This is a genomic window from Microbacterium petrolearium (assembly GCF_054782875.1).
On the sequence record NZ_BAAGRQ010000026.1, the window covers coordinates 1 to 12,448 of the forward strand.

Genomic DNA, 12,448 nt, shown 5'->3' on the forward strand with positions numbered 1-12,448 from the left:
CGGCTGCACTCCACCCTCGGCTACCGCACCCCCGCCGAGACCCGGGCCGCCTACTACGCCCAGACCGCAACCGCGGCCTGAAATCCACAAAGAGATCGTCTACGAAGCTTGACACAGCCCAGGGTATGAAGGCAATTGGATTCCATACCCCCGGTGACCCGGACGTCCTCGACGTGATCGAGCTTCCCGATCCCGTTCCCGGCGAGGGCGAGGTCTTGATTCGTGTTCACGCGGCTGCGGTGAACCCTACCGACCTCACCGGGCGCACCCGGCAGCGGCGGGCGGGGACAGCCGGGGGACCGTATGTGCTGGGCATGGATGCGGCCGGGGTCATCGAACAGATCGGCCCCGAGACCCAGACCGATCTGAGGGTCGGTGATCGCGTCATGGCCATCATCGTCCCGCGCGGCTCACACGGGGCTTATGCCGAACGCGTGGCGGTTCCGGCCGAGTCCGTGGCGCCCATGCCGTCGAACACCGGCTTCGCCGAGGCCGCCACCTTGCCGATGAACGGGCTGACCGCGCGACTGGCCCTGGACAGGCTGGGCCTGGACGCCGGTGATGTGGTGGCGGTGACCGGTGCAGCCGGGGCCATGGGCGGGTACGCGGTGCAGCTGGCTAAGGCCGACGGGCTGAGGGTCGTGGCCGACGCCGCACCGCAGGACGAGGAACTCGTCAAGAGCCTGGGAGCGGACCTGGTGCTGCCCCGCGGCGAGGGCTTCGCACAAGCGGTGCGCGAGCACTACCCCGCCGGGGTGGATGCGCTGATCGACGGTGCCGTACAGGGGAACGAGATCGCGGCCGCGATCAAGGACCGTGGAACGGTGATCACCCTGCGCGGATACGACCAACCAGGCGAGCGGGGCATCGTGTTCCAGCCGATCGTGGTGGTCGACTACGCCCGTGCCTCGGAGAAGTTACACACCCTTGGCCGCCAGGCCGAAGAAGGCCTGCTGAGCCTGCGCGTAGCCCAGGAGCTCCCGATGGACCAGGCTCCCCAGGCTCACCGGCGCCTGGAAGCAGGAGGGGTGCGCGGGCGGCTCGTCCTGGTCTTCTGAGGTGGCGACAACGGGAGCGCCGTTACCTACTACCTCACGAAGCGTGTAGGGCCGAGGACATGCCGGTATTGGAGGGGGGACCTGCGTACGCGTGTGCTCGAGTCGGATGAGGCACAGAAGGCGGTGCTGGACGAGATCTTCCGCGGTGTCGACCTGATCGACCAGTCGGACGCCGGGCGAAGCTTCTCGGGCTTCTCCGCGCTCGTCCTCGACCCCGAACGAGGGCAGGCATTGGAGGACGACATCCGGAGCGTTCTGGAGCGCGAGTTCGCGGGCGCCCTGACGCTCGCCGAGCGGCGATTCCTGCGCAGACTGCTCCGCACGCTCAAGGAGCGCAGCGCGGAGATTCACGACGTCGTGACCTCCTTCGCGCGGGGCCTGCGTCGGTACGTGCAATCCCACGAGTATCAGCGTGACCGTGTGCTCCGGCGCGAGCTGCGTGACGCTCTGGCCGCCGCCCAGCGGGCGAGTGCGCGCACCAAGCCCTACGCTGCGACCTCGCGGCGCCTCGAGCTGTCGGCGGTACCGGTGCGTAGCGCCGGAGCGCTCCGTCTTCTCGATCCGGCCGCGTACGACGCACCGGAGGATGTCGTTCTGCATGCGACGGACCCTGTGAGCATCGAGGACCTGCGGGCCCTCGCGCGCGAGACCGAGATCGATTTCGAGGAGCTGACACGCAACGTCAATGCGCTGCTCGACGAGCGTGGCGACGCGTCGATCGGTGAGGTGCTGGAGAGCTTTCCGGCGACCCAGGGCGTCGCGAGCGTCGTCGGCCTTCTCTCGCTCGCAGCTGCGCAGGGCGCATCGACGGGCGACACGGAGCACGTGCAGTGGGAGGGCGCCGACGGCGTGCCCCGGGCTGCGCGGATTCCTCGTTACCGTTTCACCGGGAGGGTGCTGTGAGCATGCAGACGACCGAGGAGATCGAGACCGCGGCCGACGAAGGGCGCTGGCCGGGGGACACCGGCACGCTCGCGCTCGATGCGCGGCGGGCGTTCCTCAGGCTGGTGAAGGGTCCGTACCTTTCGGCCGCGCGCGAGCCCGGTCCATGGGCGGCGCTACTCGCAGACGAGAGGACCGTCCGCTCGCGGCTGCACGATCTCTTCCTCGATCTCGTGATCGACCGCGATGCCGGCTTCGCCTTCGTCCGCAACGCGCAGACCGGCGAGGTCGAGGCACCCGTCGCCGTGCGCAGTGAGCAGCTGACATTCCTCGACACGGCGATGCTGCTCGTCCTCCGGCAGATGCTGCTCTCGGGTGAGGGAGAATCCCGCGTGATCGTCGGGCGGGAGGAGGTCTTCGAGCAGCTTGGGCCTCTGCGCACGGTCGATCGCGACGAGACCGACTTCGGCAAGAGGCTGAACTCCTCATGGGGAAAGATGAAGAACCGGTTGCGCGTCGTGCACACGGTCTCGGAGGACCGCGTGGAGATCTCGCCAGTGCTGCGCATGCTCGTCGATGCCGAGCAGGTTGCGGCGATCCGCGCCGAGTACGAGCGGGTCGCGCGAGGGGAGTCCGCCCCGGTGACGTCGGGGATCGACACCGGGGCGGAGGATGACGATGCTGCTTGATTTTCCCGCCGCCCAGGCGTCGGACGAGCTTCGGATCGGGCAGTGGCGACTCGCCCGCATCGAGGTCGTGAACTGGGGCACGTTCGACGGTGCGCACCGGATCGAGGTCTCCCGAAAGGGCCACCTGATCACGGGAGCCTCCGGATCCGGCAAGTCGTCGCTTCTCGATGCGATCGCCGCGGTGCTCACGCCCGAGAAATGGCTCCGATTCAACGCCGCCGCGCAGGACGCCTCCTCTCGGGGCAACGATCGTGGGCTCGTCAGCTACGTGCGCGGTGCGTGGAGCAAAGAGGCGGACGAGCATGAGGATCGCGCGGTCGCCAGCTACCTCCGCTCGCGGGCCACGTGGAGCGGCGTGCTTCTGCACTACGAGAACCTGCGTGACGCGCCGGTGACGCTGGTGCGGCTGTTCCACCTGCCCGGCACGAGCACGAGCCGCGCCGATCTCAAGGACGCGCTCGTGATGCTGCGCACGGAGATCTCGCTCACGGACCTCGCGGGGTTCGTGGCGAAGGGCATCGAGGCGAGGCGGCTCAAGGCAGCATTCCCGGAGGGTCTCGTCTCGACGAGCAGCCACGGAGGCTTCTACGCGCGCGTGCGACGCGTTTTCGGGATCGGCGGGGACAACGCCCTGCATCTGCTGCACAAGACGCAGTCCGCGAAGAACCTGGGCGATCTCGACCACCTGTTCCGCACATTCATGCTCGATCGCCCTGAGACGTTCGACCAGGCGCGCAACGCGACCGAGCAGTTCCGGGAGCTGAACACTGCGCACGAGCACGTCGTTGAGCTGCGCCGGCAGGTCGAGCATCTCGATCACCTCGCCGAGGTCGTCGCGGACTATGACCGCGCGGCACGCGAGGTCGGCGAGGCCCAGCGACTGCTCGCCGCGCAGGAGGTTTTCCAGGATCGGTTCCACCTGCAGATTTCCGAGGGGGATCGGGCCGATCAGATCGTGACGCTCGCCCGCGAAACCGAGGCGAGGGACCGAGCGCGTGCCGCCCAGCGGGAGGCGGAGGACGCGCTGCAGGCCGCACGCTTGCGCGAGGCGAACCTGGGCGGGGCGGACGCCGCGTTGCTGCGGAGCCGGATCGAGGACGCCCGGCGCTGGGCGGACCGCATCCGGAAGAACGTCGAGAACTTCGCCGCCGAGCTGTCGGGCGCCGGGATCGAGAGCGTTCCCGGCAGCGCCGCCGATTTCGCCGAGCTGCAGGAGTCGGCGCGTGAGGCGCTCGGCCAGAGGCGAGAGGGCGGCGACGACCACGCAGCGTACGCACGTCACGCCGCGGCCAAGCGCGAGATGACGCGAATCGACGAGGAGCTGACGGCGCTGAAGAACCGCCGAAGCAACATCGAACCGCGCCTGCTCGGCGTACGGGAGCGGCTGTGCGCCGAACTGGGCGTGAGCGAGAAGGCGCTGCCGTTCGGCGGGGAGCTCATCGACGTCCTGCCCGAGTATGCGGAGTGGACGGGTGCTCTCGAGCGCGTGCTGCGTCCGATCGCATCCGCGCTTCTCGTGCGCGACGTCGATCTGCCGCGCGTGCGCCGGTACATCGACGGTTGGCACCTCGGCACGCGGCTCGTCATCGAAGCCGTCCCGGCCGAGGCGGAGGCGCCCCGCCCGGCGGCCGCGCCGCAATCGCTGCTGTACCGCATCCGCGTCACCGACGGCCCCTTCGCGTCCTGGCTGCAGCGCCGACTCTCGGATGCCTACGACATCTCGTGCGTCGACAGTCCCGACGACCTCGATGCAGTCGAGCGCGGCGTCACGATCGCCGGGCAGGTCAAGCTCGCTGCCCGGCGCTACGAGAAGAACGACCGGCATGAAATCGGGGATCGTCGGCACTGGATCCTCGGATCCGACAACCAGGCGAAGATCGACCATCTCTTGGAGCGCCGCCGCGAGATGGAGCGTGAGGAGGGCCTCGCGCTCGCTGTGCTTGAGGAGAGACGCGCGGCCGCCGAGGCCGATGCCGCTCGGCGCGGGGTGCTGCGTCGCCTCCTGACCCAGGACTGGTCCGAGTTCGACGTCGCCGCGGCCCACGCGGCGCTCGAGGCCCGCGAAGGCGAGCTCACCCTTCTGACGGAGCGCAGCAGAGAACTGGAGGAGGCCTCGCGGGAGGTCGCGTCCGCCGAGGCTCTCAAGAAGGAGCGCGACGACGAGGCGGAGACCGCGAGCAGAGCGGCGGCGATCGCCGAGAATGCGCTGCAGCAGACAGACGAGCTCATCGAGCGCCTGACCGATCGGCTCGCCGGGCGCACCCTCGACGACACGGACGCGACCGACCTCGAGGCGCGCTATCGCGCCGTCCAGCGCCGCATCGACGGCACGAACATCGCGCAGGTCGGGGCGGCGGTTGTCAAGCACCTCCACGCGGTCGTTGACGAGAGCGCGAGGAGCCGGTCCCGCGCGGAGGCGGAGTTCGTCCGCCTCGCCGCGGAGTTCCGCACGAGGTGGGAGGCTGCCGCGGCCGACCTCGCGCCCCATATCGACGACCGCGGGGGCTTCCTGGCGTTGCGGGAGGCGATCCGCTCTCGCGGCCTGCCCGATCACGAAGAGAACTTCCGGCGGCTGCTCCGCGAGAAGTCACGCGACCTCATCGGTCATCTGCTCAAGGAGATCCGCGATGCACCGAAGGAGATCGAGGAGCGGATCGATCCGGTCAACGCCTCGCTCGGCCGCTCCCTGTTCGATGTCGACCGGTTCTTGAGGATCCGGGTGAAGGTGAAGAGGCCCCCGGAGGCGATCGAGTTCATCGGGCAGCTCAAGAGCATCGTCGACGGCTCCTTCGACCAGGACGACGCCAGGGCCGAGGAGCGGTTCACCGTGCTGAAGAGCGTGATGGACCGACTCGAATCAGCCGACAACGGTGACCGTATCGATGCCCTGTGGCGGCAGCGCTGCCTCGACACCCGCGAGCACGTGACCTTTCAGGCTCAGGAGGTCGACCGGGCGGGGCGTGTGCTGAACGTCCACGACTCGAGTGCCGGGCTGTCCGGCGGGCAGAGGCAAAAGCTCGTGATCTTCTGCCTCGCGGCCGCCTTGCGGTACCAGCTCACGGACGACGACCAGGACGTGCCCACCTACGGCACGATCGTGCTCGATGAGGCGTTCGACAAGGCGGACAGCCAGTACACGCGCATGGCTATGGATGTCTTCCGCGAGTTCGGGTTCCACATGATCCTCGCCACGCCGCAGAAGCTGCTGCAGACGATCGAGCGGTACATCGGCGCCGTCACCAGCGTCTCGAATCCCACGCGCCGGCAGTCGCTTCTGGCGAACGTCCCCTTCGAGGAGGCGGCCACCGGCGTGATCGGAGGAGCGGACTGATGCCGGCGCCCGTCACCGTCGACGAGGCGCGCGCCCGGGCGGCCAAGCTCGTCGAACGGGATCGGCGGGGCTGGGCGGCCGCAGGCGATGGCGCCGGCGCTGCCTGCGAGATCCCGCTGCGTCCGCCGAATGAGCGGGCCGCGTTGGCCGACCCCCGTGCCGCGGCAGAGTGGGCGGCAGCCTGGCGTGCCGTGGGCGGCGACGGGGTCGTCGTGCGATGGAGCTCGCGGAGCTGGCCGAGCATGGGGCGGCAGGAGATCCCGGAGAGGGTGATCCTGACCGGCGCTGACGCGATCGCGCGCTTCGCTGGCCGCGATGTGGCAGGCGACTGGGCGCGGCTGCGGGACCGCGCGCAGGCGCTTCGGGAGCGTCTCGGAACCCCTGGCGGGCGCGGCGGCGAGCTCGGCCGCGCGCGGGACGGCGCGGAACCCGAGTCCGCGTTGGTCGATGCGATCCGACGCCACGGCACCGCCATCGATCGCCTCGATGATCCCGACTTCGCCCTCCTGCTGCACGTGCTCTGCTGGTTGCGTGAGAACCCGTCCTCGGGATACCGGCTGCGACAGGTGCCGATCCCGGGTATGCACACCAAGTGGCTCGGGGCCCGGCGGGCTCTCGTCGAGGGGCTTCATGCGGCGGTCACGGGCAGCGTTTCCCTTGGGCTCGTGGGCGCCCCCGAGACGGTTCGTGTGCGCTTCCTCGACCCGTCATCGCGCCCGGGCGGGCTGACGGATGTGACCGCGCCGATCCAGGAACTCGCGGCCATGACGATCGCGCCGGACACGGTGCTCGTCTTCGAGAACCTCGAGTCGGTGCTCGCCCTGCCGGACTGGCCCGGAGCGGTCGCGATCCATGGGGCAGGCTACGCCGTCCCGGTCCATGCGATCCCGTGGGCGCGGCGCGGGCGAGTCGTGTACTGGGGAGACCTCGATGCCGACGGCTTCGCGATCCTGCACCGCCTGCGCGCCCACGGAGTCGAGGCCCGCAGCGTCCTGATGGATGAGGAGACTCTGCTCGCCTACCGCGACCTGTGGGTGCCGGACCCCGGGGGTGTCGCCCGTCGTGCGCTGCCGACCCTGACCCCGGCAGAGCAGCGAACCCTCGATCGGATCGCGGACGAAGGCGGTGTGCGCCTGGAACAGGAGCGCATTCCATGGCCGGCCGCGCTCGACGCGCTCCGCGCGGCGGCCATTCGTTCCTGACCGCCCCCGCGCCCGTGCCACCCTCGACGTCGCCACGGGCTGAGTTTGTTCGCGAGCTCAGTCGGTGCCGGAGTCGAAGGCCGCGGCCTCGCCGACCTCGTCCATCGCCGAGGCGGCCTGCTCGCCCGCCGGGCTGAGAGGCACGGCCGACTCCACGATCGCGCCGGCCTCGCCGCGCTCGAGCGCGCCGATCAGCTCGCCCGTGGCGCCGCCGATGATGCCGCGGGCCACGTAGCCCTCCAGCCGCGCGCGCGAGTCGGCGATGTCGAGGTTGCGCATGGTGAGCTGGCCGATGCGGTCGGTCGGCCCGAAGGCGGCGTCGCCCACGCGCTCCATCGACAGCTTCTCGCCCGCGTACGACAGGGCCGGGCCGCTCGTGTCGAGGATCGTGTAGTCCTCGCCGCGGCGCAGGCGGATCGTCACGCTGCCCGAGATGGTGGATCCGACCCACTTCTGGATCGACTCGCGCAGCATGAGCGACTGCGGCTCGAGCCAGCGGCCCTCGTACATGAGCCGGCCGAGGCGGCGGCCCTGCTCGTGGTAGGTGGCGAGGGTGTCCTCGTTCACGATCGCGTTCACGAGGCGCTCGTACGCGATGAACAGCAGCGCCATGCCGGGCGCCTCGTAGATGCCGCGCGACTTGGCCTCGATGATCCGGTTCTCGATCTGGTCGCTCATGCCCAGGCCGTGGCGGCCGCCGATCGCGTTGGCCTCCTGCACGAGCGCGACGGCGTCGGGGAACTCGCGGCCGTTGATGGCGACGGGGCGGCCGGCCTCGAAGGTCACGGTGACGTCCTCGGTCGCGATCTGCACCTCCGGGTCCCAGAACCGCACGCCCATGATGGGCTCGACGGTCTCGAGCGAGACGTCGAGGTCCTCGAGGGTCTTGGCCTCGTGCGTGGCGCCCCAGATGTTCGCGTCGGTCGAGTACGCCTTCTCCGCCGAGTCGCGGTACGGGTAGCCGTGCGCGACGAGCCACTCGCTCATCTCGGTGCGGCCGCCGAGCTGCGTCACGAAGTCGGCGTCGAGCCACGGCTTGTAGATGCGCAGGCGGGGGTTGGCCAGCAGGCCGTAGCGGTAGAACCGCTCGATGTCGTTGCCCTTGTAGGTGGAGCCGTCGCCCCAGATGTCGACGCCGTCCTCCTTCATGGCGCGCACGAGGAGCGTGCCGGTCACGGCCCGGCCGATCGGGGTGGTGTTGAAGTACGTGCGCCCGGCGGAGCGGATGTGGAACGCGCCGCACGCGAGCGCCGACAGGCCTTCCTCGACGAGCAGCGGCTTGCAGTCGATGAGCCGCGACCTCTCCGCGCCGTACTGCAGCGCGCGCTCCGGGATCGACGCGATGTCGTCCTCGTCGTACTGGCCGAGGTCGCCCGTGTACGTGTAGGGGACCGCGCCGGCGTCCTTCATCCAGGCGACGGCGCAGGAGGTGTCGAGACCTCCCGAGAAGGCGATGCCGACGCGCTCGCCGACGGGCAGGGACTGAAGGACGTTCGACATGGCCTCAATCCTAGGCGGCGCGCGACGGTGCGCCCCGTCTCGGGAGGCGCCGCCGCAGGCCGGCCCCGCCGCGGGGCGGTCGCGGCCGACCGCGGTCACGGCACGGGGCTCTCCTCGAGGCGCTGCTCGAACTCCTCCACGTCGCCCTCGCTGAGCAGCTGGCGGCCGAGGAAGTACAGCTGCAGCCCCTCCAGCGGCGCGCCGCTGCGGGCCTGGTCGGCCTCGGCGCGCTGGCGGAACACGCCGGTGTCATCGTGCGTGAGGTCGGTGAGTGTGGCGTACATGAGGTTCGGATCGGGGGCGCCGCCCGATCCGTACGGATCGTCGTCCGAGATCTCCGTGTAGTACTCCCACACGGTCTGCGTCTCCGGATCGGCGGATCCGTACAGCTTCTCGAGGGTCTCCTCGCTGATCCCCTGCGACTCGTTCAGCGGATACAGCGTCCAGTAGTTGCCCGCGTCGAGCAGCACCTCGTCGATGGCGGCCATGACGGCGCGCTTCTGCGACAGCGAGCGGATCGGCTGCTCGGTGGCCCAGACGGGCGCGCTGTACTCCACGAGCATCGACTCGCCGCCGTAGCCGTTGCGCTCGGGGCGGGTGCTCTCGTCCGAGATGCGCACCCACGTGAACCCGAACTGCGCCGACAGCTCCTCGCGCACGAGCCGCGACAGCTCCTCGAAGCGCGCGCTCACCTGCTCGAGCGAGTCGGCCTCCAGCACGAGATCCGGATCGACGTCGCGGATGCCGGGGTACGCGCGCTCGCCCTGCTCCTCGACCGTGGTGCCGTCGTAGGCGCCGGCCGCCGACGAGCGCAGCGCGCTGGCCGCGCCGATCGTGCCGACGTTCAGGACGACGGTCGTCGCGAGGGCGATCGCGGCGATCGTGCGGGCGCTCGGAACGAAGAGCGCCGCCCCCACCACGGCGACGACGACCAGCTGGAGGGCGAGCATGGTCGTGCCGTAGATCGCGTCGGTCGCGCCTTGCGCGAGCATCACGAGCAGCGCGAGCGCGAAGAGCGCGGCCGCCCCGAGCGCCGCCCAGCCCATCCAGTGCCGCCGCACGCGCTCGCGCGTCGCCTGTGGCGGCAGCGGCGCGCCGAGCGGCGCCAGCTCGGGCGCGAACGGCGAGGAGGGGAACCGGCGCGGGCGCTCGTAGCCGCCCGGCGGCGGCGTGGGCGGAGCGCCGTCGTGGTTCGAGACGAAGCGCGCGCGGTTCACCATGGCTTGTCCGTTCCGCCGCCCGACCCCTCGCCGTCGTCGCCGCCCTGCTCGCGCTCCTCGGCGCCGTCCTCGAGCTTCTGCTCGATCTCGTCGAGCTTGTCCTGCTGCTCCTGCTGCTCCTGCTCGCCCGGCTGCTCCTGCTCGTCGCCCTCGGATCCGTCGTCCGGCGGCGGCTGCTCCTGCTGCTTCCGCTGCAGACGATCCTGCTGGTCGTCCTGCGTCTGGGAGTTGTCGCGCTCCGGATCGGGCGACTGCTCGTTCGCCTCGGGGGTGCGGCACTCCTCGGGCAGCGACGCGTTGAGCGCGAGGGCCTCGGCGTAGAACTCCTGTGCCTCGGCCGGGTCGGCCGCGTCGCCCTGGCGCTCGATCACGAGCGCCAGGTTGAGCTGCACCGCGCACACCTCCAGGCCGTGCGCGAGCGGCAGCGCCCGCTCGAACTGCGCCCGCGCCTCGGGCAGCCGCTCCATGCCGGCGAGCCCGACGCCCTGGTTGTACGGCGCTTTGTACGGCTCGAACCAGTTGAGCGGCTCCTGGCCCTGGGCGGCCGCGACGGTGCGTGCCGGGTCGCCCTGCACGTGGGCGGTGACGGACTGGTGCGCGAAGGCGTACATGCTGAGGATCTTCACCACCACGACGAGGCCGACGAGGGCGAACGGCGCGACGCCGAGCAGCAGCCAGAGGCGCAGGCGCGAGCGCGTCATCGGGTTCCTCCCTTCGCGGGGGCGGCCAGCCGCAGCGTGCGGCCGACCCGGGCGGACGCGATGAGCACCTCGGTGAGGAGGAGCCCCGCGACCACGAGACCCAGGATCCACGACAGCTCGGTGCGCGCGCCGGGGGTCTCCTGATCCGCCACCGTCGTCGTCTCGGCGGGCGCCTCGGGCAGCTGCGGCTCCTCACCCGGCAGCCGGTGCTGATACGGCACGCCCAGCTGCTCGGCGATCGTGCCGAGCGCGGCCTCGTCGATGCGCGAGAGCGCCGGCTCGCCGGTGGCGGGGTCCTCGAGGTACTCGCCCGTCGGCCCCTCGACGCCCGGCTCGACGCGCGGGATCCGCCCGCCCTCCTCGGTGCCGTAGCCGAGCACGGCCCCGCCGTCGACGAGCTCGGCGCTCGCCGCGAACGACTCCGGCTCGCCGGTCGCCGTCTGCTCCCCGTCGCCCAGGTAGAACACCATGCGGGCGCGCTCGGCCTGTGACTCCTGCGCGTTGTGCAGGGTCTGCTCGAGCACGTCGGCGGCGATGCCGATCGAGCTGCCGGAGGCCCGGTCGGCCGGCGGCGGCGCCATCACCTCGAGGGAGGCCATGAGCGCGCTCGTGTCGGTCGTGAGCGGCAGCCGCAGCTGCGCGCTGTCGTCGAAGGCGATGAGGGCGAACCGCGCGCCCGGGTACTCCTCGACGATCGCGCGCACGTCCTCGGTGACGCCGTCCATCCGCCGCTCGCCGCTCTCGCCGCCCCAGTCCTCCGCGAGCATGCTCGCGGTGTTGTCGAGCGCGATGACGATGTCGACGTCGGTGGCGACCGAGCGCGCCGCGCCGTCCGGGATGCCGGGGCGGAACGCGAGCGCCGTGCACGCGAGCACGAGCAGGACGCGCAGGATCCACGTCGCACGGTCGGCGCCGGTGCGCGCCCTCGCGAGCGCCCACACGGCCACAGCGAGCACGGGAAGGCACAGCGCCAGCAGCAGCAGCGGATGCAGGACGGGCAGGAAGGTCACAGTCTCACCCTCCATGCGACGAGGATCAGCACGAGGACGAGCATGAGCGTCACGACGATCCAGAGCGTGGGCTCATCGGTCCACACCACCTCGATCTCGCCCCGCAGCGCCGTGGCCTCCTCCTGCTGCACCTGGTCGACGATCTCGGCGACGGTCGTCGTGCCGCGCAGGCCGTACGCCTCGCCGCCCGTCGACCGCGCCGCCGAGATGAGCTGCTGCGAGACCTCGTCCTCGTCCTGGATGGGGTTGAGCGAGAACACCCGCACGCCCACCGAGGCGGAGTAGGCCGCCGCCTCCTCGAGGGTCAGCACGCTCGCGCCGGCGACCTCGTTGTCGGTGGCGAGGATGATGGAGCGCGAGCGGTCCTCGTCGGAGTGGTCGAACCGCATCGCGCACGCGGCCAGGCCGTCGCCGATGAGCGAGGCGCCCGGGCCGTCGAGCGTGCCCAGCCAGTGCTCGGGCGTGACGTCGCCGTACTCGAAGCTCTCGCGCATCGACTCGAGGTGCTCGCGCACGAACGCGTAGTCGTCGGTGAGCGGGAAGACCTGCACGGGCGAGGCGTTGAAGATCGTCAGGCCGATGCGCTCGCCCTCGAAGCCGTCGACGAGCTCGAGGAAGACGTCGAGCACCTCCTTGTCGACCTCCGTCATCGATCCGGAGACGTCGAGGCACAGCATGATGTCGCGGCTCGTGTTCTCGGGCACGATCGTCTGCGCCGCCATGGGACGCGCCACGACGACGCCGCCGGCGACCGCCGCCGTGCCGGCGAGCAGCGCGATGGCGGCCAGGCCCAGGGCGCGGCGCCGCGTGGCCCGCCGCACGGCGGGGAGCTCGCGCAGCCGCTCGGCGCGCGCC

10 protein-coding genes are annotated in these 12,448 nt (G+C 70.9%); 5 read left to right on the forward strand and 5 right to left on the reverse strand.

The window, feature by feature from the left end:
* Positions 1-125 precede the first annotated feature (125 nt).
* The 5 genes from ACYVJ0_RS12955 to ACYVJ0_RS12975 all read left to right on the forward strand — a co-directional run bounded on the left by ACYVJ0_RS12955 (position 126) and on the right by ACYVJ0_RS12975 (position 7,162).
* Positions 126-1,058 carry an NADP-dependent oxidoreductase gene (locus ACYVJ0_RS12955; RefSeq protein ID WP_039102271.1) on the forward strand — a complete coding sequence of 311 codons (933 nt, stop codon included), beginning with the start codon at positions 126-128 and terminating at the stop codon, positions 1,056-1,058.
* 81 nt (positions 1,059-1,139) lie between these two features.
* A complete protein-coding gene (locus tag ACYVJ0_RS12960; protein WP_460818255.1) occupies positions 1,140-1,961 on the forward strand; it encodes a DUF3375 family protein in 822 nt (273 codons plus the stop codon).
* 2 nt (positions 1,962-1,963) lie between these two features.
* Positions 1,964-2,629 (forward strand): DUF4194 domain-containing protein, encoded by a 666-nt coding sequence (locus ACYVJ0_RS12965; RefSeq protein ID WP_449853124.1) that lies wholly within the window; start codon positions 1,964-1,966, stop codon positions 2,627-2,629.
* A complete protein-coding gene (locus ACYVJ0_RS12970) occupies positions 2,619-5,960 on the forward strand; it encodes an ATP-binding protein (RefSeq protein WP_460818246.1) in 3,342 nt (1,113 codons plus the stop codon). Before ACYVJ0_RS12965 ends, ACYVJ0_RS12970 begins: the two co-directional genes overlap by 11 nt.
* Entirely contained in the window at positions 5,960-7,162 is a 1,203-nt protein-coding gene (locus ACYVJ0_RS12975; protein ID WP_449853021.1) for a Wadjet anti-phage system protein JetD domain-containing protein, read from the forward strand. The genes ACYVJ0_RS12970 and ACYVJ0_RS12975 overlap by 1 nt, the downstream gene beginning before the upstream one ends.
* A gap of 57 nt (positions 7,163-7,219) precedes the next feature.
* Here ACYVJ0_RS12975 and argG read toward each other — a convergent pair whose 3' ends face one another.
* The 5 genes from argG to ACYVJ0_RS13000 form a co-directional block, all read right to left on the reverse strand.
* On the reverse strand, positions 7,220-8,662 hold the full coding sequence (gene argG, locus ACYVJ0_RS12980) for an argininosuccinate synthase (protein WP_460818247.1): 1,443 nt from the start codon (positions 8,660-8,662) through the stop codon (positions 7,220-7,222).
* Positions 8,663-8,757: 95 nt separating this feature from the next.
* Complete coding sequence (locus tag ACYVJ0_RS12985) at positions 8,758-9,882, reverse strand: hypothetical protein (protein ID WP_460818249.1); 1,125 nt, start codon at positions 9,880-9,882, stop codon at positions 8,758-8,760.
* On the reverse strand, positions 9,876-10,583 hold the full coding sequence (locus ACYVJ0_RS12990) for a hypothetical protein (RefSeq protein ID WP_460818251.1): 708 nt from the start codon (positions 10,581-10,583) through the stop codon (positions 9,876-9,878). Before ACYVJ0_RS12990 ends, ACYVJ0_RS12985 begins: the two co-directional genes overlap by 7 nt.
* Positions 10,580-11,608, reverse strand: coding sequence for a VWA domain-containing protein (locus ACYVJ0_RS12995; protein ID WP_460818253.1), 1,029 nt, complete (start codon positions 11,606-11,608; stop codon positions 10,580-10,582). The genes ACYVJ0_RS12990 and ACYVJ0_RS12995 overlap by 4 nt, the downstream gene beginning before the upstream one ends.
* The coding region (locus tag ACYVJ0_RS13000; protein WP_460818254.1) for a VWA domain-containing protein at positions 11,590-12,448 on the reverse strand (859 nt) is incomplete at its 5' end. The genes ACYVJ0_RS12995 and ACYVJ0_RS13000, both read right to left, overlap by 19 nt.

Excerpts from the sequence above, each read along its gene's own strand:
- ACYVJ0_RS12955 (WP_039102271.1), top strand. The coding sequence starts at position 126 with ATGAAGGCAATTGGATTCCATACCCCCGGTGACCCGGACGTCCTCGAC.
- ACYVJ0_RS12965 (WP_449853124.1), top strand. The coding sequence starts at position 1,964 with ATGCAGACGACCGAGGAGATCGAGACCGCGGCCGACGAAGGGCGCTGG.
- ACYVJ0_RS12970 (WP_460818246.1), top strand. The coding sequence starts at position 2,619 with ATGCTGCTTGATTTTCCCGCCGCCCAGGCGTCGGACGAGCTTCGGATC.
- ACYVJ0_RS12975 (WP_449853021.1), top strand. The coding sequence starts at position 5,960 with ATGCCGGCGCCCGTCACCGTCGACGAGGCGCGCGCCCGGGCGGCCAAG.
- argG (WP_460818247.1), bottom strand. The coding sequence starts at position 8,662 with ATGTCGAACGTCCTTCAGTCCCTGCCCGTCGGCGAGCGCGTCGGCATC.
- ACYVJ0_RS12985 (WP_460818249.1), bottom strand. The coding sequence starts at position 9,882 with ATGGTGAACCGCGCGCGCTTCGTCTCGAACCACGACGGCGCTCCGCCC.
- ACYVJ0_RS12990 (WP_460818251.1), bottom strand. The coding sequence starts at position 10,583 with ATGACGCGCTCGCGCCTGCGCCTCTGGCTGCTGCTCGGCGTCGCGCCG.
- ACYVJ0_RS12995 (WP_460818253.1), bottom strand. The coding sequence starts at position 11,608 with ATGGAGGGTGAGACTGTGACCTTCCTGCCCGTCCTGCATCCGCTGCTG.